Source organism: Dyella japonica A8 (assembly GCF_000725385.1).
Lineage (GTDB): Bacteria > Pseudomonadota > Gammaproteobacteria > Xanthomonadales > Rhodanobacteraceae > Dyella > Dyella japonica_C.
The window spans coordinates 1,689,026-1,709,585 of the sequence record NZ_CP008884.1 but is presented as its reverse complement, the minus strand read 5'-3'; the positions used below and the strand labels follow the sequence as shown (position 1 = coordinate 1,709,585).

At 66.1% G+C, this 20,560-nt stretch carries 19 protein-coding genes and 1 tRNA gene; 8 read left to right on the top strand and 12 right to left on the bottom strand.

Annotated elements, in window-relative coordinates; translation table 11 throughout:
* The first annotated feature begins 238 nt into the window (after window positions 1-238).
* Complete coding sequence (oxyR, locus tag HY57_RS07050) at window positions 239-1,183, top strand: DNA-binding transcriptional regulator OxyR (protein ID WP_019466340.1); 945 nt, start codon at window positions 239-241, stop codon at window positions 1,181-1,183.
* A 210-nt stretch (window positions 1,184-1,393) separates the two neighbouring features.
* Here the strand turns inward: oxyR and HY57_RS07045 are convergent, their stop codons facing one another.
* Window positions 1,394-1,915, bottom strand: coding sequence for an adenine phosphoribosyltransferase (locus HY57_RS07045; protein WP_026034112.1), 522 nt, complete (start codon window positions 1,913-1,915; stop codon window positions 1,394-1,396).
* A 112-nt stretch (window positions 1,916-2,027) separates the two neighbouring features.
* Window positions 2,028-2,306: a DUF2007 domain-containing protein gene (locus HY57_RS07040; RefSeq protein ID WP_019466338.1), complete on the bottom strand. Its 279-nt coding sequence runs from the start codon at window positions 2,304-2,306 to the stop codon at window positions 2,028-2,030.
* A 195-nt stretch (window positions 2,307-2,501) separates the two neighbouring features.
* On the opposite strand from HY57_RS07040, the gene HY57_RS07035 reads away from it, so the two are divergent.
* The 4 genes from HY57_RS07035 to HY57_RS07020 all read left to right on the top strand — a co-directional run bounded on the left by HY57_RS07035 (window position 2,502) and on the right by HY57_RS07020 (window position 7,611).
* Window positions 2,502-4,286, top strand: coding sequence for a glutamine--tRNA ligase/YqeY domain fusion protein (locus tag HY57_RS07035; protein ID WP_019466337.1), 1,785 nt, complete (start codon window positions 2,502-2,504; stop codon window positions 4,284-4,286).
* 24 nt (window positions 4,287-4,310) lie between these two features.
* On the top strand, window positions 4,311-4,868 hold the full coding sequence (locus HY57_RS07030; protein ID WP_019466336.1) for a deaminase: 558 nt from the start codon (window positions 4,311-4,313) through the stop codon (window positions 4,866-4,868).
* Window positions 4,865-5,602: a TVP38/TMEM64 family protein gene (locus tag HY57_RS07025; protein WP_019466335.1), complete on the top strand. Its 738-nt coding sequence runs from the start codon at window positions 4,865-4,867 to the stop codon at window positions 5,600-5,602. Before HY57_RS07030 ends, HY57_RS07025 begins: the two co-directional genes overlap by 4 nt.
* Before the next feature lie 110 nt (window positions 5,603-5,712).
* Window positions 5,713-7,611, top strand: a complete 1,899-nt coding sequence (locus HY57_RS07020) for an ATP-binding response regulator (protein WP_038579473.1) — start codon at window positions 5,713-5,715, stop codon at window positions 7,609-7,611.
* A gap of 289 nt (window positions 7,612-7,900) precedes the next feature.
* Here the strand turns inward: HY57_RS07020 and HY57_RS20785 are convergent, their stop codons facing one another.
* Window positions 7,901-9,664 carry a type VI secretion protein IcmF/TssM N-terminal domain-containing protein gene (locus tag HY57_RS20785; RefSeq protein ID WP_081500700.1) on the bottom strand — a complete coding sequence of 588 codons (1,764 nt, stop codon included), beginning with the start codon at window positions 9,662-9,664 and terminating at the stop codon, window positions 7,901-7,903.
* 543 nt (window positions 9,665-10,207) lie between these two features.
* Between HY57_RS20785 and HY57_RS07010 the strand changes: the two genes are divergently transcribed.
* Complete coding sequence (locus HY57_RS07010) at window positions 10,208-10,891, top strand: LuxR C-terminal-related transcriptional regulator (RefSeq protein WP_026034110.1); 684 nt, start codon at window positions 10,208-10,210, stop codon at window positions 10,889-10,891.
* 141 nt (window positions 10,892-11,032) lie between these two features.
* Complete coding sequence (phnD, locus tag HY57_RS07005; RefSeq protein ID WP_019466331.1) at window positions 11,033-12,028, top strand: phosphate/phosphite/phosphonate ABC transporter substrate-binding protein; 996 nt, start codon at window positions 11,033-11,035, stop codon at window positions 12,026-12,028.
* A gap of 136 nt (window positions 12,029-12,164) precedes the next feature.
* Here the strand turns inward: phnD and HY57_RS21820 are convergent, their stop codons facing one another.
* Window positions 12,165-12,689: a DUF3617 domain-containing protein gene (locus HY57_RS21820; RefSeq protein WP_157786197.1), complete on the bottom strand. Its 525-nt coding sequence runs from the start codon at window positions 12,687-12,689 to the stop codon at window positions 12,165-12,167.
* Window positions 12,690-13,024: 335 nt separating this feature from the next.
* On the opposite strand from HY57_RS21820, the gene HY57_RS20780 reads away from it, so the two are divergent.
* Window positions 13,025-14,461, top strand: coding sequence for a sensor histidine kinase (locus tag HY57_RS20780; RefSeq protein WP_019466328.1), 1,437 nt, complete (start codon window positions 13,025-13,027; stop codon window positions 14,459-14,461).
* 74 nt (window positions 14,462-14,535) lie between these two features.
* On the opposite strand, the gene HY57_RS06990 is transcribed toward HY57_RS20780, so the two are convergent.
* The 8 genes from HY57_RS06990 to tolR all read right to left on the bottom strand — a co-directional run bounded on the left by HY57_RS06990 (window position 14,536) and on the right by tolR (window position 20,560).
* Window positions 14,536-14,611 (bottom strand) — tRNA-Lys (locus tag HY57_RS06990).
* A gap of 61 nt (window positions 14,612-14,672) precedes the next feature.
* Window positions 14,673-15,359, bottom strand: a complete 687-nt coding sequence (gene queC, locus HY57_RS06985; protein WP_019466327.1) for a 7-cyano-7-deazaguanine synthase QueC — start codon at window positions 15,357-15,359, stop codon at window positions 14,673-14,675.
* A gap of 167 nt (window positions 15,360-15,526) precedes the next feature.
* A complete protein-coding gene (gene queE, locus HY57_RS06980; protein WP_019466326.1) occupies window positions 15,527-16,219 on the bottom strand; it encodes a 7-carboxy-7-deazaguanine synthase QueE in 693 nt (230 codons plus the stop codon).
* A 10-nt stretch (window positions 16,220-16,229) separates the two neighbouring features.
* Window positions 16,230-17,093 (bottom strand): tol-pal system protein YbgF, encoded by an 864-nt coding sequence (gene ybgF, locus HY57_RS06975; RefSeq protein ID WP_019466325.1) that lies wholly within the window; start codon window positions 17,091-17,093, stop codon window positions 16,230-16,232.
* A complete protein-coding gene (gene pal / locus HY57_RS06970) occupies window positions 17,093-17,599 on the bottom strand; it encodes a peptidoglycan-associated lipoprotein Pal (protein ID WP_019466324.1) in 507 nt (168 codons plus the stop codon). The genes ybgF and pal overlap by 1 nt, the downstream gene beginning before the upstream one ends.
* Window positions 17,600-17,847: 248 nt before the next feature.
* Window positions 17,848-19,170, bottom strand: coding sequence for a Tol-Pal system beta propeller repeat protein TolB (gene tolB / locus HY57_RS06965; protein WP_026034107.1), 1,323 nt, complete (start codon window positions 19,168-19,170; stop codon window positions 17,848-17,850).
* Window positions 19,171-19,181: 11 nt separating this feature from the next.
* The gene (locus HY57_RS06960; RefSeq protein WP_019466322.1) at window positions 19,182-20,126 is read right to left on the bottom strand and encodes a cell envelope integrity protein TolA; all 945 of its coding nucleotides are present in this window, start codon (window positions 20,124-20,126) and stop codon (window positions 19,182-19,184) included.
* Window positions 20,123-20,560 carry a protein TolR gene (tolR, locus tag HY57_RS06955; RefSeq protein ID WP_019466321.1) on the bottom strand — a complete coding sequence of 146 codons (438 nt, stop codon included), beginning with the start codon at window positions 20,558-20,560 and terminating at the stop codon, window positions 20,123-20,125. Before tolR ends, HY57_RS06960 begins: the two co-directional genes overlap by 4 nt.

Here is a 20,560-nt window from a genome sequence, read left to right as displayed (position 1 = left end):
ATGGCAGCTCTTTCGCTCGTCATCCCAGCGAAGGCTGGGATCCAGTGACTTTGCCCCCTGGCGCGGCTATCAATGGACTAAAGACGCTGGATCCCAGCTTTCGCTGGGATGACGGATAGAAGGGTGCCCGTAGCCATAGGAGTGCCCCTAACGAATTCATTGGGCGGGCATTGCCTCCGCCGATGACAACCACCAATATGATAGACACAACCTATCGGCAATCCCGGGGCAGCTGACCATGAACCTGCGTGACCTGCACTACCTCGTCGCCCTCGCTGAGCACCGGCATTTCGGACGCGCCGCCGAGGCGAGCTTCGTGAGCCAGCCGACCTTGTCCACCCAGATCAAGAAGCTGGAGGATGAGCTGGGCGTGGCGCTGGTGGAGCGCACGCCGCGCAAGGTGCTGCTGACGGAAACCGGGCGAGAGATCGCGCGCCGTGCGCGTGGCGTGCTGTCGGAGATCGAAGAGATCAAGGCCATTGCGCAGCGCACGCGCGATCCGGAGTCGGGCACGTTGCGCCTGGGTATCTTCCCTACGCTGGGCCCTTACCTGCTGCCCCATCTGGTGCCGCTGGTACGCAAGCAGTTCCCGAGGCTGGAGCTGCTGCTGGTGGAGGAGAAAACCGAGCAGGTCATCCGCATGCTGCGCGAGGGTTCGCTGGACGTGGGCATCCTCGCGCTGCCGCTGCACGAAGAAAGCCTGCATTCGGAATTCCTGTTCGAGGAGCCCTTCGTACTCGCGGTGCCGGAGGACCACCCGCTCGCGCACAAGCAGAAGCGCCTGAAGCTTGACGATCTGGAAGACGAAAGCCTGCTGTTGCTCGAAGATGGTCACTGCATGCGCGACCAGGCGCTGGAAGTCTGCCAGCTGGCCGGTGCCGGCGAGCGTTCGGGTTTCCGCGCCACCAGCCTGGAAACACTGCGCCAGATGGTGGCGGCGAACGTCGGCATCACGCTGCTGCCGACACTCGCCATCAAGCCGCCGGTGGCGCGCACGGACAACGTGCACCTGCTGGAATTTGCAGGGCGCCCGCCGAGCCGGCGCATCGCACTGGTGTGGCGCAAGAGTTCGTCGATGGGCACGTTCCTGGAGCGCTTTGCGGCGGTGATTCGCGACCTGCCTGCTGGCCTGCTGCAGCCGGATATTCTCGAAGCCAAGCCCGCGCGAACGCCGGCTCGTTGACGCGCGACGACGCCGGTGAGGGGGCGTGCGGGTTTATGTGGAGCGCGTGGGGCTGGCGGCGTGATCTGCGGCGATTCGGCGAGTCCCGTCGCGCACAGGGTGCGCTCCCACAGACAAGCCGGCGAGTCCCTGTGGGAGCGCACCCTGTGCGCGACGGCTCTTCGCCGCATCCGCCGGGCAAATCAAGGGCGCGACGCGCCGGCCCTGCACTCAGTAACGCAGCAAGGCATGCAGCGGCGCACCCTCGTCCGGCCAGCGCGCACGCCCCTGCAATGCAGCCAGTTCGATCACCACACTCGCCCCGACTAGTTGCGCGCCGAGTTTCAACACCAGTGCGCGCGCTGCGGCCAACGTGCCGCCTGTCGCCAATACGTCATCGACAATAAGCACCCGCTCGCCAGGCCGCAGGGCGTCGTTGCGCGCCTCCAGGCGATCCACGCCATATTCGAGCTGGTAGTCCACCGACACGACAGGGGGCGGGAGTTTGTTGGGCTTGCGCAAGGGCACGAAACCCGCGTGCAGCTTCTGCGCCAGCGCCGCGCCAAAGATGAAGCCGCGCGATTCGATGCCGCAGACTGCCTGCACGCCGCTGCCCTGCCACGGCTGCGCCAGGGCGTCGATGCAACGCGCGAAACCGCCGGCATCGGCCAGCAGCGGTGTGATGTCGCGGAACATCACGCCGGGCTTGGGGAAATCCGGCACGTCGCGGATCAGCGACGCGATCTGTTGCAGCGAGGTATCCAAGGTCTGTCACTCCGCAGGGTCAGGACGGCCGCAGGGCAGGATAACGCGTCGCTGCCGGGCCACCGGGCACGGCAACGGCGTCGTCTACCGGGGGGTGCGTTCAGCAAAAAGCGGGATACGGCGCGTCGGGGTCTTCGTCCGGGTCGCTCAGCGCGAGGCGAGCCTCCCGCAGATCCCGCTCCACCTCCCGCACCACTTGCTCGGCGGCCTCTTGGCTGGCCTCGGGAACCAGCACGGCCACGTAGTCCAGGGCGGGCAACTGCCCGACGGCCCCGGTCAGGTATTCGCCGGACACGAAGGCAGGGATCTCCGCGCGCTCCAGCGCATCCTTCACCAGATGGGCGTCGATCAGGCTTTCGGCTCGGTAGGCAATGCGCATGGGGCCACGCTAGCGCCGGGGCGGGATGAGGGCAAGTTCTTGTCACAGGCGTGTTGCCGGGGTGAAGACGACCGTTCGCGGCCATTTGCCGCCCTTTGGCCACTGGGCCCGGCGGCTGAAAAGCCGGTAAAACACCCCCACCTAAGGACAGGGTAAACTCCCCTGTTTCCACCACCGCGTACGAGCCTCGCTCCGATGTCTACCGAAAACACCGCCGTTGAACCCGTCATCTCGCCCGCTGCCGCGCAGGCCGAGGGGCAACGCGCCGATGTTCAAAGGGACTTCATCCGCCAGATCATCCGCGAGGACCTGGCCAGCGGTAAGCATCACGCCATCCGCACGCGCTTCCCGCCCGAGCCCAACGGCTACCTGCATATCGGCCACGCCAAGGCGATCTGCCTGAACTTCGGCATTGCCAGCGAGTTCACCGGCTGGTGCAACCTGCGCCTGGACGACACCAACCCCGGCAAGGAAGACCCGGAGTTCGTCGAGGGCATCAAGGACGACGTGCGCTGGCTGGGCTACGAGTGGCACGACCTGCGCCACGCCTCGGACTACTTCGAGGTGTTCTACGACGCGGCGGTGAAGCTGATAAGGGACGGCGTGGCCTACGTGGACGACCTGAGCCCGGAAGACATGCGCGCCTATCGCGGCACGCTGACCGAGCCGGGTCGCAACTCGCCGTTCCGCGAGCGCAGCGTGGAGGAGAACCTCGACCTGTTCCGCCGCATGCGCGAAGGCGAGTTCGCTGATGGCGCCAAGACGCTGCGCGCGAAGATCGACATGGCCTCGGGCAACATGAACATGCGCGACCCGGCCATCTACCGCATCCGCAAGGTGCCGCACCAGAACACCGGCGATGCGTGGCCGATCTACCCGATGTACGACTACGCGCACTGTCTGTCCGATGCGCTGGAAGGCATCACGCATTCGCTGTGCACGCTGGAATTCGAAGACCATCGCCCGCTGTACGACTGGTTCGTCGACAAGGTCGACCTGGTCAACCATCCGGAGCTGTGGCAGCACCTGCGCGAAGGCGGTTTCCGCACGGAGCCGGCCAAGCCGCGACAGATCGAGTTCTCGCGCCTGAACCTGTCCTACTCCATCACCAGCAAGCGCAAGCTCGCCCAGCTGGTGAACGAGAACCTGGTGGACGGCTGGGACGATCCGCGCATGAACACGCTGCGTGGCCTGCGTCGTCGCGGCTTCACGCCGGGCGGCCTGCGCCTGCTCATCGAGCGGCTGGGCGTGAGCAAGCAGAACAGCATCATCGACTACTCCATTCTCGAGAATTGCGTGCGCGAGGATCTCGACGCCTCCGCGCCGCGCCGCATGGCCGTGCTCGATCCGCTGAAGTTGGTCATCACCAACCTGCCGGAAGGCCACGAAGAGACGCTGACGTTCTCCAATCATCCCAAGGACGAGAGCTTCGGCACGCGTGAAGTGCCGTTCTCGCGCGAGCTGTGGATCGAGCGCGACGACTTTGCCGAGGTGCCGCCGAAGGGCTTCCATCGTCTCAAGCCGGAAGGCGAAGTGCGCCTGCGCGGCGTGGGTATCGTGAAGTGCGAGGCGATGGTGAAGGACGCTGACGGCAACGTCACGGAACTGCATGGCACGCTCGACCTCGAATCGCGCCAGGGCATGCCGGGCGCCGACCGCAAGGTGAAGGGCACCATTCACTGGGTGAGCGCCAAGCACGGCGTCGCCACCGAGGTGCGCGTGTACGACCGCCTGTTCAACGTGGCCGACCCGGACGATGAAACCGACGGCAAGACCTGGATCGAGCACATCAACCCGGAGGCCAAGCGCGTGGTCACGGCGTGGCTCGAGCCGGCCGCGGCGAATGTCGACCCGGAGCAGCGCTTCCAGTTCGAGCGCCTGGGTTACTTCGTGGCCGACCGCATCGACCACACGGCCGCCAGGCCGGTGTTCAACCGCACCGTCACCCTGCGTGACGCGTGGACCACGAAACAGGCCTGACATCCGCATCACAAGGACCGTTTCATGCTGCGCCAACAGATTCACCTGACCCTGCCGCCGTGGATCGGCGATGTGGTCGACACCAACAAGCGTTACACCACCGACGAGGAACGCGTGGCGCTGGCCATTGAACTCTCGCGCCTGAATGTCGAGCGCAGCCATGGCGGCCCGTTCGGCGCGGCGGTGTTCGACGGTCACGGCCGCGTGGTGTCGGTGGGCGTCAACCGCGTGGTGCCGCAGACCTGCTCTGTCGCGCACGCCGAAATGATGGCCTACATGAGCGCGCAGCAACGCCTTGCCGCCTTCCGTCTCAATGCGGATGGCGGCCGCTACGCGCTGGCCACCAGTGCGCAACCCTGCTGCCAGTGCTACGGGGCCACCGTGTGGGCCGGCGTGGACGAGCTGCTGATCGGCGCGCGCGCCGAGGACGTGGAAGAACTCACCGAGTTCGACGAAGGCCCGCTGCCGGCGGACTGGATCGGCGAGCTCGAGCGCCGCGGTATCGCCGTGCGCCGCGACATCCTGCGCGAGCAGGCGCGCGGCGTACTGGCCGCCTACGGCCAGAGCGGGCAGCACTATTGAGCCGCCTGCGCGCCGCCCTGCCGCTGATCCTGCTGGTGATCGCCGGCATCGCCTTGTTCAGCTCGGGCCTGATGGACCGGCTGCACCCGGAACAGCTGGTGCAGCACCAGGCGCAGATGCGCGCCGACATCGATACCGCCCCCTGGCTTAGCAGGATCACCTACATCGGGCTGCTCACGCTGGCGATGTCCACGGGCATCCCGGGCACGGTGATCATCATCATCGCCGGCGGCTTCGCCTTCGGTGCGGTGGAAGGCACCATCTACTCGTCCATCGGCCTGACCCTGGGCACGCTGATCCTGTTCCTGGCCAGCCGTTATGCCTTCGGCGCCGGCAGCAAGCATCCGCCTGCCCTGGTCGACAAGCTGCATCACGGGTTCGAGCGGCACCCTGTGGCCTACACCATGTTCCTGCGCTTTGTGCCGGTGGCGCCGTTCGGCCTGGTCACGGTCGCGCTGGCGTGGCTGCGCTGCCCGCTGTGGCTGTTCCTGGGCGCCAGCTGGCTGGGCGGAACCGTCTCCCTGGTGTTCGAGACATCGATCGGCGCCGGCCTGGGCGAAGCCCTGGCCAAGAGCCACGGCCAGTTCGGGCCGGGCCTGCTGATGCAACGAGGCATCTGGATGCCCCTCACCGCCATTGCCGTGCTGGCCCTGCTGCCGCTATTGGTCGAACGGTTTACCCGTCGTCGTCACCAGGCCGTCATGGCCAACGAGGCAAACCCGCGCCAGGATTGAATTCCGCGGCCACCTTGGCCAACGCGGCTACACCAGTCGGCCTGCTGTCTCATCTGAAAAATCGCGCTAGGCTGATTCCGCCTGACGCTTCACGCGTGCAAGGGGATCCGATGGGTACAGGGGCCAACTCGCGGACGGTGCAATGGTGGCGTCGCACGTCGCTGATGCAGCGGCTTGCGCTGGTGACCCTCGTGCCCACCCTGGTGACGGCCACGCTGCTGGTCGCCATGCTCGCGCCGCAGCAGCTGATGACCCTGCGCAGCATGGAGCAGAACACGGCCGATGCCATTGCCACCCAGGCGGCATCGGTAACGGCCGCGCCGCTGCGCGACATGCAACGGCGCGAGCTGGTGCGCATCGCCGAATCCATCGGTGACCTGCCCCATGTCGCCCGCGTGCAGATCCGCGCCGCCGACGGCGAGATCCTGGCGGACAGCCTGGGTCGCAGCGGCGCCGACAACAACGAAAGCCTGACCGTGGTGCGCGACGTGGTGGACACGGAGCGCCCCGGCCTGCCGGTGCTCGGCTCGGTGGTGATCGACGTGAGCCTGCGCGATGCCATCGCCATGCAGCAGGCCAGCCTCCGGCACGCGCTGATTGCCCTGGCGATCAGCCTGATACTGGCGGCGATCATCGCCTGGCAGGCAGCCCGCTGGATCAGCGCCCCGCTGCGCCGCCTCGTCGACGCCGTGCATCAGCTGGGCCGCGGTGATCGCCGCGTCGAGGTGGAGGTCACCGACCAGACCGAGATCGGCGAACTGCAACGCGGCTTCAACAGCGCGGCCATGGCGCTGTTCGACGTGCAACGCGGCATGGAGCGCGAGATCGAGCACGCCACCGTGGAACTGGCACGCAAGAACGCTGCGCTCGAAGCCGCCAGCGTCGCCAAGGCACGCTTTCTCGCCGCCGCATCGCACGACCTGCGCCAGCCGCTGTATGCGTTGACCCTGTTCTCCTCGGCGCTGGCCGAGGACGAGCGCGACCCGATCCGGCTGGACCGCATCGCGCACATCCAGGAATGCGTGGAGGCACTGGACCATCTCTTCAGCGAGCTGCTCGACCTGTCGCGTCTGGAAACCGGCGCCATGCAGATCGAGATCGCGGAATTCCCGCTCGACCATGTGTTCCAGGAAGTAAGCCGCAACTTCCGCATGATCGCCGAGCAGCATGGCCTGCGCCTGATCATGCGCGCCACCCACCTGTGGGTGCGCAGCGACCGCACGATGCTTTCGCGCATCCTCAACAACCTGGTGAGCAACGCGCTGCGCTATACCAGTCGCGGCGGCGTACTGGTCGTGGCGCGCCGCCGCGAGGACGGCACCGTGCGCGTGGACGTGTGGGATACCGGCAGCGGCATCGCGCCGGAACACCAGGTGCGCGTGTTCGACGAGTTCTACCGCGTGGAATGCCACAGCAACGAGCACGACGCGGGACGCCGTCGCGGCCTCGGCCTTGGCCTTGCCACCGTACAGCGCCTGGCCGAACTGCTCGACACGCGGGTGCAACTGAAATCGAAGCCGGGGCATGGCAGCGTATTCACCTTCCACCTGCCCGAAGTGCCCGCGCAGCAGCTGCCGGCGGCCGGTGGCCATGAACCGTCGCCCGACGTCTCTGGCATGCGCGTGCTGGTGATCGACGACGAGCCGGCCATCTTGTCCGGCATCCGTTACCTGCTGGCGAGCTGGGGCTGCGAGGTGGCCGTCGCCGAGGACCGCGTGCAGGCGCTGCAGGCGGCGGAGGAATGGAACGTGCCGCCGGATATCGTGATCTCCGACCTGCGCCTGCGCGACGGCGAAAGCGGCCTCGACGTGCTGGCCGCGCTGGACGCCCACTACCAGATCGACGGCATTCCCCCGTTCTCGCGCCTGCTCATCACGGGCGAAACCCGCAGCGACAGGCTGCGCGAAATCATGGCCGCGCGGATACCCGTGCTCTACAAGCCCGTATCGCCGGAACAGCTGCGGGAAGCCTTGATGGCCGCGTGGAGCGCATCGCGCGCCGCCGCCTGAACACCACAGCGACGAGAGGCGGACTTAGAGCGGCTTAGAGCCTGTTCACGATCTTGCTTGAACGCTCATTCCCCCTCATCGTCATTCCCCCTCATCGCCCCCCTCATCGTCATTCCCGCGAAAGCGGGAGGCGTCTTTCAACAGCCGAACGGCTGGTCATCCAGTGACTTTCAGCTTTCGATGGCGTTTAAAAGGCGCTGGATGACCAGCCATTCGGCTGTTGATACAGCGCCTCCCGCTTTCGCGGGAATGACGATATTGAAACATCACAGGGTTTTGTCAGCCGCTCTTAACCCTTGGGCGCCACGCGACGTGCGAGCACCCGGTCGGCGGGCAGGAAGCGATGGAAAAGATCGTCGACGAAGTCGCCGCCCGGCGCCTCGCCGCGCGAGCCGCCCGTGACATACAGCCCCTGCCAGTACAGGCGATGCTCGCCACCGGCGTCGTTGGCCTGGAGCCGTTCCACGAACGTGTGCAGCCCACGCTGCAAACCCTGCAGCGCCTGGAGAAAGGCAAATGCCTCGCGACGCCGGTGCGGATCGCGCTCCACCGCCAGCACGGCGAGCGCAGCGGAAATCAGGCGACCGGACACCATGTCGGCATGGACGTCCATACGTCCATCCAGCATGCCGTCGCGTACCGGGTTCGCGTGGCGCCATCCCAGCACGCGACGAAACACCGACGAGGGCAGCGCGGCGCGGAAGGCACCGTGGCCCGGCAAGGCTTCCAGCCCGGTCACCACCACGTAAACCGGCAGCTGCAACTGCAGGAGGCGTGTCGCTTCGTCGGCCAGCCGGTGCAGGCGATCGGCATGGGAGGCGACTGCCCCCTCCGCCTCGCGCAGGCTCTGCGCCGCCATACAGACCACCAGCCCATCGAGCGGAAGCTTGCGACGCTCCCTGGCCAGCAGGGACAAGGCTTTCGTCCACGGCGCATCGCCCTCGCCGATGGTGGCGTGCGGATGCGAGAGGCGCGGACCGGGCTCGATCGCCACCAACGAGCGGAACACCCACCAATGCCAGGGTGTATCGCTGGCGCGGGACAGCTCCCGCGCATGGGGCGAAACCACGGCAGCCTGGAGCAGGGAGCGCACATCGGCCGCGCTGTCGCCCACAAACAGCAGCCAGGGATGGCGGGACAGCTGTCGCCATTCGCCACGCCGGCGGAAGGGATGGAGCAAGGCGCCACGCAGGCGGCGGGCGGCGTCCGTCACCACGGCGGAAAAACTGCCGATGCCGTAGCCGGCCTCGGTACTGTCCGCCACACGCGTGTGTGCGCGCATCATCACCAGCGACTGCCAGGCGAGCACGCCCGTCCAGCCAAGCAGCCCCAGCACGGCCACTACGATGCCGCCCACGAACCATGCCTGCTCGGACACTGCCTGACTGAAGACCGGTGCCACGAAGGCGACGAACACCAGCACCACCACCACGGCGGCGACCAGCTGCGCCAGGCGGCGCCCCACCCACGTCGCCGGCAGGCGCAGCACCGGCGACCCGGGCGTCATATAGGGTTGCGGCGTCACGGACTCGCGCTGCAGCGACTGCAGCACGGCCTGTGCCGTCGTGCCTGCCGGGCAGTACAGCGCCTTGATGCGCCCCAGCTCGCCGCTATCGCCCTGCTCGTAGTAGTACTGGCCGGAGAAGCCGAGCAGCAGTGCCATGCTGAACACTTCGCGGACTTCTTCCTCGTTGTTGCCGAGCCGGCCGAGCTGGTCGAAGAACTCCGTGGCGGCACTGCCGGTGCGGAACAGCGTCTGCTGCAACGAACTGACCCGATGGCCCCAGCCGCCGCACCGCATCGCCACCTCGTCGAGCCAGGCAACCGCCGCGAATGCCGCCAGCTCCACCTCCGCCAGCGGCTTGCCCAGCGCGAACGCGGCACCACGCCCCTGCTCCACCAGCGCGAGCGCGCGCGCGTGGATGGACGGCCATTCGTCGTCGGGGAGGTTCTGGGTTGCCGCCTGCTCGTCGATCAGCAAGCCGTAGGCGAACAAAGGGGCGAAACATTCCAGCAGCCGCATGGCATCGATAGCCGTCAGAGCCCGTTGCATGTTGCTCCATAGCCCCCGCAGGAACGTGCCGCGCCTGCAGGGGACGCGCGCCGAAGTCTACGACGATAGATGCCTTCGTGCCGACCACCGCCTGCCCGTGGTGAGACTCCGCGCCGGAAAACCGGCATCCGCCCCACGGCGACTGGGGGGCTGGGCCGCAAAGGCAAGGCCGTCAACGCCCTCGTCACGCCCGCTGCCTTGCCGGCACCGCCGGCTCGCAGGAGCGCGGGGCAGCCCTCATGCCCGGCCGGGCCGATGACGCTACGCGTGGCTTTCATGCAGGTGTCGGGCTCGTTGATCGGCGTGGGCCATGTCGAAGGTTTGCCCGGCCCGAGTCGCCATCGCTTCCCTCGAAGCGCGGCACCTGAGTGACTCCCCTGTTGCAGTGGGCGGATTTTCACGGCCGGTGCCCCGGGGCGGCCATACCCCGTTGAGACTATGCCGTTCGTACGCGCTTTGAGGTTGCCGCGCACACAGGCTGGGGCTATGTTGCGCAGGCGGATGCGCGGCGATGGGAGTGCCGCTGACGCCATGGGGAACGAAATGCGCATATTGATCGCGGACGACCATCGGCTCATCGTCGAGGGTGTCAAGCTGAAGCTGGCCGAACTTGGGCCGGCCACGGATTTTGTCACTGCCATGGACATGGCGGAGCTTCGCGAGGCGATCCATGCGCCGGAGGCACCGTCGCTGTCCCTGGCGCTTATCGACCTGGCCATGCCGGGAGTGCATGGCAGCGAGCATCTGGCCGAGGTCATCGAACATCTGCCGCACGTTCCCGTGATGGTGCTGTCGGGTTCCGAAGACGCCACGCTCATGAAGAGCCTGTTGGCCATGGGCGTGCAGGGTTTCATCCCGAAGGCTTATTCGCCCGACGTCATGCTGTCCGCCGTGCGCCTGGTGCTGTCGGGCGGCATTTATGTGCCGCCGCTGTTGCTGCAGGAACGCACGGATGGCGCCGCCGCCACGCCGGCGCCGTCGGCCGCCACGCAGCCGCCGCCGAACACCGCCGACTCACTGGAAGAGCGCCTGCGCAAGCTGCTTACCGAACGGCAGATCGATGTCCTGCGCCTGCTGTCGCAGGGCAAGCCGAACAAACTGATTGCCCGCGACCTGGGGATCAGCGAAGGCACGGTGAAGATCCATCTGGCCGCCATCTTCCGCGCGCTCAACGTACGCAACCGGGTCGAGGCCGTGGTGGCTTCGCGTCGCATCAGCGGTCTCTGAGGACCTGTCCTCCCCAGTCAACGCCATCAGCCCCATGTTTCGCCGGGATGCTCTGATCTGTTCGGAGATCACGCCGTGTCGAAAGAAAGGATCGCCAGGACTCGCCGGAAGGCTCGTCCTGGAGGCTTCATCCCAGCGCTGATGGCGGCGCTGCTCCTGCTTGCCCTGCCCGCCGCACCCACGGCATGGGCCGGTCCGGCGCAGGACAGCGGGCATATCAATGCCCTGACCTTCGGCATTCTGCCCATGGGTGGCCCGTCCGAATCGCTCGCCGCCTGGCGCCCGATGCTCGACGACCTGAGCCGCACGCTGCACTTGCCCGTCCACAGCCTGTCGGTGAGCACCTATGAGGGCCTGGGGCAGGCCATGGCCGAGGAGCGGGTCGACTTCGCCTTCGTCTCCGGCCGGCTGGCGCTGGATGCGGTCGTGCACGACCGCATGCAGGTGATCGCGCAGCTCACGCGCACCAACGGCTCACGCGGGTATTACTCCGTGCTGATCGTGGTCAAGGACTCGCCCCTGCAGCACCTAGACGACCTCTTCAGACAGCCGGGCAAGCTGCGCTACGGACGCGGCGAGGTGTTGTCGGTGTCGGGCTATCTGGTCCCCGAAACCCAGGTGTTCGCCAACCGCCGGCTGGATTCGGACACCTTCTTCGCCACGGTCGCGGTCGACAACCACCAGAACAATGCGCTGGCCGTGGCCAACAACGAGGTGGACATCGCCACCAACAACACCGCCGACCTGGAACGGTTCGCGGTGCGCTTTCCCGACCAGTACGCGCGCCTGCGCGTGCTGTGGACCTCCAGCCTGATTCCGCATGCCGTGGTGGTGATCCGCACGGACCTTCCGGCCGAGCTGCGGCAGCGCGTGGCCGCGGCGCTGACGTCGTATGCGAAGGGCAGGAACGCCCAGGCCGAACTGGCCAAGCTGCGCCTGATCCACGACATCAGCGGCTTTGCCCCCGCTGGCAACGAGGCCCTGGTACCCTTCGCCGACATCGAGTTCAACCTGGACCGCCGCCGCGCCTACAGCGCGCAATGGGTCAGCGATGCCGCCATGCAGACGCGGCTCAAGAAGATCGACGCCGAGCACGAAGCGCTGGTGCGCCAGCTGATGGCGCCCAGCACTCCCTGACTGCCGCGGCGCCTGGAGCCTGCTCAAAATCCCGCCGTAGCACCTTGCTTGCCTTCACCGTCATCCCGTTTTGTGGGGTCCCCGCGGGGATGACGGTGAGGAAATCTGGCGCTTGAAGGAGGTCGCGAATGGGCTCTTAGTGCCCCTGCATGTCCTTGATGTTCATGGTCTGGCCGTTGGGCATGATCATGTCGCCCGGCTTCTGGCCCGCGGCGCACTGCCCGACCCAGCGACCGGTGCTGGTGATGGCCATGTCCGCATGGCCCATGATGGCGGGGTTGTACGTGATGTGGCCCTGCGTCGCGTAGGAGGTATCGCCCTGGTAGGTGGTCTCGCTGTGGCTGGTCATGTCGACCCCGCCGTTGGGCGTGTTGATCTTGCAGACGGCATCCGTCACCACCTTGTTGCTGCCCTGCACGTCGATCTTGAACTTGCTGCACATCTGGCCGCTCATGTGCGTGCCCATCTTGTACATCGCCGTGTCGGTATCGGCGTCAAGGCAGAACTTGGTCGTCTGAGACTGTCCGCCCATGCCGGAGGTCTGCATTTCCCACAGACCCGGCTTGCGCTTGGGCATGTTGGCGGGAATATCCTGCGCCAGGGCCGCACCGGCCAGGCCCAGCAGGGAAACGGCGATCATCCAGCGACAACGTGAGGACATGGGGTTCTCCAATCCGCCCGGGGTGGGCGTGCGGGTGGCAAGGTAGCGCCAAACGTGGCCGCCGTCATGCCAGAGGATGCCGCAACGCAGCACCATACGGCGTCCGGCCCATAGTCCGTTAGCACTATGGCGCCTCGCGCTAGAACGAAGTGCGTATCGAAGGGGCCCTCTGGATTCTTTAGAGTGCCAACCAGGGCCTATCCGCGCCGCGGTGCGTCCCTGGGCCCTTTCGTACCCTGATTGCCGGGATCCAAGACATGTCGTCAATCTGCGTCTCCCCGTACTCCAGGCCCGCATCGCCACCGGCGCACGGCCGCGCCCGGGAGGCCTGACGCATGGAGCCGCGCGCGCAACTGCTGCCCCGCCTGTTCATCGATGTGGTTTTGCCAAGCACCATCGCCGCCGTGGCTTTGATCCTGGCGCTGTGCGTGCAGCAGAGCCATGCCCTGGCCGAACGCGTGGACTCCACCGCCAGCCTGCGGTTGGCGCGGCTGGCCGGCGAGCTCGACGTGCCCGGCGAACTGTCGCCCCAGATCGCCCTCGACCGCACCCTGCAGGAAGGCCAGGCCGACCGGGTGGTGCGCGTGGAATGGCATGGCGCCGACGGCACCCTGTGGAGCAGCGGCAAGCCCTCGTCCAGCGACGGCACCACCTACCGCAGCGAGGTAAGGCCCCACGGCACTGCCACGTCCTGGGTAAGCATGCAGGTGGACACGCGCCCGCTGCGGCAGGCGCAGGCCATGGTCTGGCTGCTGGGGGCGCTGTGCGTGGCCGGGGTGCTGGTGCTTGCGTGGCTCGCCCGCGTATCCATTCGCCATCGCGTGCTCGAACCGCTGTCGCAGGTGCGCTATGCGGTGCATGAGCTGGTGAATGGGCGGCATCCGCAGCTGGACAACACCCCTGCCAGCGCCGAGTTCATCGAAGTGCGCAAAACCCTGCAGCGCCTCTCCGAGCTGCACGAAGAGCAGCGACGCGACTGGAGTGCGATGCAGCACGACAACGCCGTCGAGGCCTTGGATCGCCTGCGCCAGAGCCAGGCGGCGACGCGCAGCAAATCGCAGTTCATTGCCCTGGTCAGCCACCACTTCCGGCAGCCGCTGCAGGCGCTGGAACTGTTTGCGGCTGGCCTGGACCAGAACGTCAGCAACGAGCAGCAATCGCTGTTCCAGCAGATGCGCCACAGCATCGCGTCGATGACCCGCCTGCTGGATGCGCTGCTGGAGATCTCCCGCCTCGACGCCGGCGTGATCGCCGTGAAGCCCATCGGCTTCACCGCCGCAGAACTGTTCATGCGTGATCGCACCTCGCTCAACCACGAGGCCGCGCAGCACCGCGTCACACTGGCCTGGCGAGGCAGCCAGCACCAGTTGCACGGCGACGCCGATGTGGCGGCCAGCCTGCTCTATCAACTGGCCAGCAACGCCATTGCCAATGCGCCCGAAGGACGCGTGCTCATCGCGGCACGCCGTCGCGGCCAGTCCATCCGCATTGAAGTGCGCGACAACGGTCCGGGCATCGCCGTGATCCATCAGCAACGCATTTTCGAAGAGTTCGTGCAGTTGCAGGGCGGGGAAAGCGAGCGGCGCGGTGGCTACGGCCTCGGCCTGGCCATTGCCGAACGCCTGGCGCGCCTGCTGGGCACCCGTATCGGGCTGCGTTCGGAACCGGGGCGTGGCAGCACCTTCTGGTTCGACCTGCCGCGCATGCCGATGCTGGAGCGCCACTCCTGCCCGCAGAAGCAACCTGCCGCGGCGTGGCGCGAGGCGAGCTGAGTCGCCGCCCTTCCCGCCCAACCGGCTTCCCACAGGCAAAAAAAGACCCGCGTTTCCGCGGGTCTCATGCGTTCTGGTGGGCCGTGATGGATTCGAACCATCGACCAATAGATTAAAAGTCTACTGCTCTACCGACTGAGCTAACGGCCCACACTTGAAAAGCAAGCCCGACATTTTATGGGCTGGGCGCCCACGGCACAAGCAAGCCCGTTCAGGCGTAGCGGGTGGGGTCCGGCAGACCGGCCGCGCTGAAGCCCTGCGCGCGCAGGCGGCAGGCGTCGCAATGGCCGCAGGCGCGTCCCTCGGCGTCGGCCTGGTAGCAGCTGACCGTCTCAGAGAAATCCACGCCCAGGCGCTGGCCCTCGCGGGCGATGTCGGCCTTGCTCATGCGCATCAGCGGGGCATGGATGCGGATGCCCGCCCCTTCCACGCCAGCCTTGGTGGCCACGTTCGCCAGCTGCTCGAACGCCTCGATGAAGGCCGGGCGGCAGTCGGGATAGCCCGAGTAGTCCACCGCGTTCACGCCGCACCAGATGTCGTTGGAGCCCAGCACCTCGGCCCAGCCCAGCGCGATGGACAGCATGATGGTGTTGCGTGCCGGCACGTAGGTCACCGGAATGCCCTGCTCGCCCGTCTGGTCGAGCGGCACGTCGATGTCGGCCGTCAGCGCCGAGCCGCCGATGGTGCGCAGGTCCACGTGCACGGTCTTGTGCTCCACGGCGCCCAGCAGTCGCGACACCCGCTCGGAGGCCGCCAGCTCGGCGCTGTGGCGCTGGCCGTAGGCCACGCTGAGCGAGTGCACCTGATAGCCCTGCTCGCGGGCGATGGCGATGGTGACGGCCGAGTCCATGCCGCCGGAGACGAGCACGACAGCCTTGCGGGGAGAGGTTTGGGTCATGGGATGACTTCCACTAGGGGTTCAGGCCGGTGATCCGGCCGACAGGCGCCACCGGCAAGACAGGCCAGCGCGCGTAAGGCGAGAAGTGAGTGAAGAGGAGTGAGAAGTGAGGGAAGAGCCGGGTCGTCGCGCGCCCACTTCTCACTCCTCTTCACGCATTCCTGATGTCAATGTCCGGGCGCGTCGTTCCACAGCAGCTTGTGCAGCTGCAGCTGGAAACGCACGTCCAGCTTGTCCTCGATGATCCATTCCGCCAGTTCACGCGGCTGGATGGCCCCGTGGACGGGCGAGAACAACACCATGCAGCGCGCGGTGATCTGATGCTCCGCCACCACCTCGCGTGCCCACTCGTAGTCGGCGCGGCTGGCGATGACGATCTTCACCTGGTCATGCGGCAACAGCTGTTCAAGGTTCGACCACAGGTTGCGCGCGGCCTCGCCCGAATCCGGGGCCTTGAGGTCCATCACCTTGCGTACGCGCGGATCAACCAGCGACACGTCCAGTGCACCGGAGGTTTCCAGCGACACATCATGGCCCGCATCGCACAGGCGCTTGAGCAGGATCAGGCAGCGCTTCTGCGCCAGCGGTTCGCCGCCGGTCACGCAGACGTGCCTGGCGCCATGCGAAGCCACTTCGGCCACGATGTCGTCGATCGCGCGCCAGTTGCCGCCGTAGAAGGAATACTCGGTGTCGCACCACACGCAGCGCAGCGGACAACCGGTGAGCCTCACGAACACCGTGCGCCAGCCGATGGCATCGGCCTCGCCCTGGATCGAATGGAAGATCTCGGTGATGCGCAGGCGCTCAGCGGGCGCCTGCGTCGACGTGGGGGATGCCACGCTCGCGTTACTGCCGGTCACAACCACAACCTCAATTGGCCGACTGGCCCTGCAGGCGCCGCAGGCGCTCCTGCGCCAGGCCGGCCGCCTTGGAGCCCGGATACTTCGCGCTGACGTTCTTCAGCGTGGCCTTGCCTGCATCGATCTGCTTCATCTCAAGCTGGCTGTAGCCCACCTTGAGCATCGCATCCGGCACCTTCTCGCTCTGCGGGAACTGGCTGACCAGATGCTGGAACGCTTCCATCGCCACCTGGTAGTTGCTGGTGGCGTAGTACGACTCGCCCAGCCAGTAGAACGCATTGGGCAGCAGCGGACTGTCCGGGTATTGCTGGATGAAGTTGCGGAAATCGCGCGAGGACTTCACGTAGTCGCCAGCACGCAGCGACTTGAAGGCATCGTCGTAAGCCGACTGCGCCGTCGAGTTGTTGGTTGCCGCAGCCTTGCCCGCAGCGGGCTTGCCAGCAGCGGCCGGGGCCGGCGTGGGAGCTGCCGCAGGCGGCGTCGGGGCCGCGTTCGCCGATGGCGGCGGATTGTTCGGGTTGGCGGCATTCCCCGGATTGGCAGCCGCAGCACCGGCACCACTTTCGAGGTGGCCCAGGCGCGAATCGAAATCCGAGGCTTGCGCCTTGTTCTTGTCGTTGGCTTCCTGCAGCTGGTGCTGCAGTTCCTCGATCTGGCCCTGCATCTGCTGCACTTGCGACTGCAGCGCCTGGACCTGGTTGACCAGCGCGGTACCGTTCTGGTTCTGCGCCTGCTGCTCAAGCCGCGATACGCGATCGGCGAGACTGAGGCGGGAATCCTGTGCGTGGGCCGGCATACCAAAAAGCATGGCGGACGCGATCGCGCCCGCCATGCCCATCCTGGCCGTGAAGCTGTTAGCCAGTGTCTTCTTCATTACTTCGCCGTGTAGACGATCTCGACGCGACGGTTCTTGCTCCAGCAGTCTTCGTTGTGCTCACGGCACACCGGCTTTTCCTTGCCATACGAGATCACATTGATCTGGCTGGCCGAGCCGCCGTTCGACTGCAGGGCGCTGGACACGGCGTTGCCGCGGCGCTCGCCGAGGCCGAGGTTGTACTCGCGGGTGCCGCGCTCGTCAGCATTGCCTTCCAGACGGATCTGGGCCATCGGGCGGTCCTGCAGGTACTTGGCGTGGCACGCCATGATCTGCTGGAACTCCGGCTTGATTTCGTCCTTGTCGAAATCGAAGTACACAACGCGCTGACGGAGGCAGGCGTCGGTGTCGAGATCGGCCGGGGTGTACTTGCCAGCGGTCGACGGAGCCGGGGCAGTCACGGGCGCTTCCGGAGCCGGCTGCGGCTTGACTTCCTGCTTCTTCGAGCATGCGGCCGCGCCAACGCAGAGCAGGGCGACCAGGGCGACGCGAACGGTCTTATTCATGGTGGACGTTCCTTCAAACAGGTTTGAGTTCCGACAGTCAATATTGATTGCGGTTTCGGGACAGTGTTCGCCGGTGAACCGGCTGTTATTTTGACATTTTGCTGCCGGCGGCGCGCTGTCTCGCAACCACCTGGCCCGCCAACCGCGACGGAGTGCCGCGGCCGGCAAGCTGTTTGATCCGACGTGTGCCTAGGCTTTCACGTCCAGATCACATGACCGTGACACTTACGCGCCCCGGCATGAACTGCTTATCGCTGACGATAGGGACCCCAAGCCGGTTCGCGAACGTCGCCGTCGGCCAGCACCAGGCGCTGGCGGACGAGACCATCGGCGGACACGGCGTACAACACGCCACGCCTTCCTTCGGAGGCGGCGTACAGCAACATGCTCGCGTTCGGCGCGAAACTCGGCGTTTCGTCGATCGGACCCGGCGAGATGAAGCGCACCTGCCCACCCAGACTGCGATCCATGATAGCAATACGATACACGTTCCCGTTGCCCTGCACCATCGCGATCTGCTTGCCGTCGTAGCTGATCGAGGCATTGGCGTTGAACTGGCCCTGGAAGGTGATGCGCTCTGCCCCGCCGCCACCGGCCGACATCTGGTAGAGCTGGGGCTTACCGCCACGGTCGGAGGTGAAGATGATGCTCTGGCCGTCCGGGGTCCAGCGCGGCTCGGTATCGATGGCCAGGTTGTTGGTGAGGCGGGTCTCCGAACGGGAGCCGACGTCCATCACGTAGATCTCGGGGTTGCCCTGGTAGGACAGGGCCAGGGCCAGCTTGCTGCCATCCGGCGAGAACGACGGCGCGCCGTTGATGCCCTTGGCGCGTGCCGACACCAGCTGACGCGAGCCGGTCGTAATGTCTTGCACGTAGATGGCGGAGTTGCCGCTCTCGAAGGACACGTAGGCGATCTTGCGGCCATCCGGCGACCAGGCCGGGGACAGCAGGGACTCACGCGAACGGGCCACGACCTGCGGGTTGTAGCCGTCCGAGTCGGCCACGATCAACGAGTAGGTGGTGTTGTTGCCCAGGCCCACGGCGGTGATGTAGGCGATGCGGGTCCAGAACGCGCCACGCACGCCGGTGATCTTTTCGTAGATCGCGTCAGCGATCTGATGGGCCACGCCGCGCAGGTCGCCGGCCGGGGCGGTGTACGCCTGGGCCAGCAGGTTCTGCTGACGGTTGACGTCCCACAGTTCGTATTCGATGCGCAGCATGCCGCCGCCGGCATCGCTGATGCGACCGACCGTAATGTAGTCCTGCTTGAGCAGGCGCCAGGTGGCGAAGTTGACGTCCGCACCCTTGGACGGCGTTTCCACGATGTCGCTCTTGGCGAGCGAGCGGAATTTGCCGGAGCGGTTGAAGTCATTGCGCATGACATCGGCGATGTCGGTGGGCAGCGGCGCGCCACCGGCCTGCGCGAACGGCACGACCACGATCGGCGTGGCCGACTTGGTCACACCTTCCACCGTACCGGTGAGGGTGGAGGTCTGCGCGGACGCCAGGCCCGCGAACAGCAGGCCCAGGATGCCAAGCAATAGGACCAGATAACGGGAAGTCTTTTTCATCAGGTCATCACCTATGGCTTGAAGAACATATCAACGTTGCGACTAAAGACACTTTCAAATCCCTTGTAAGGCAACTGGTTGGCCCTCATGGCCGCGTCTTCGACGGACTTGCGCCCTGCGTCATCGAATGGGCAGCTCGAGTCGACCTTGGCACTGACCACCTGGCCACCCTGCAACTGCACGATATGCAGCAGGCATTGCTGGTTGGCCGGCATGTTATCCGGGCCGACCCAGTTCTGTTTGAGCGTATTCTGAATCGCAGCCAGATATTGGGCACGCAGACTCGCATCCGGGCCATTGGCGCCGGTCTGCTTCTGGGCCGCGTAAGGCACGTTGTCCACGCCGTTGTCCTGGGCGTTCTTCAGGTCTTCCATCTGCTGCTTGGCCTGCTTGGCCTTGCTTTGCGCCTGCTTCACGGACTTGTCCGCGGCGTCCATCTTGGCGAACAGCTCGTCGATCTTCTTCTGCTCTTCCTGCTTGTGCTTGGCCGCCTGGGCGTCCAGTTCGGCAGCACGCTGGCGCTGCTTCTCTTCCTGTTCCTTCTTGGCGTCCTCGGCCTTCTGGATGCCCTCGGCTACCACCTTCTCCTGATCCTTGGTATCCGGATGCTCGGGCGGCGGCGGCAGGGTCTTGATCTTCGGGGTTTCTTCCGATGGCGGCGGCGGCACGCTGGGCGGCGGCGGCACCGTGTTCGGCGTGGGCTTGGCCGGCGTGTGCTTCGGCGGGGGCGCACCCGTGATGCCCACCAGCTCGGCCTCGATGATTTCGCCTTGCAGCGACACCGGCTTGGTACAGGTGATGGGGTTCCAGCTCGCCGGCAGGTGCAAGGTCTCGAACAGGCTTTCGTAGAACGAGCACGGCACCACCGCGAGGGCCAGGAAGCCCACGATGCCTAGATGGAGAATGGCGGAAAGGACAACCGCCTTGGACGTGCCCTTGGGGGAGTCGGCCCTCATTTCTTGTTGCTCGACTCCGGCGCGCTCATCAGACCGACCTTGGCCACGCCGGCCTGCTGCAACTGGGCCAGCACCTGGTACACGCCTTCGTACTTGCCGTCACGGTCGCCAGCGACGAGCACGCTGACCTCCGGATTGACCTTCACGAACGCACTGACCTTGGCCTGCATGGTGGCGACGTCGACGGGCTGGCGCTTTTCCGTACCCAGGGTCAGGAACAGCTGGCCGTCCTTGTCGACCACCACGATCACCGGGTCCTTCTTGTCCTGCAACGACTTGGCATTGGCCTGTGGCAGGTTCACGTCGACGTTCTTGTTGATCATGGGCGCGGTGACCATGAAGATGATCAACAGCACCAGCATCACGTCGATGTAGGGAACGACGTTGATCTCGGATTTCAGCTTGAAGCGCTTGTGGCGCGCAGAGCTACGCAT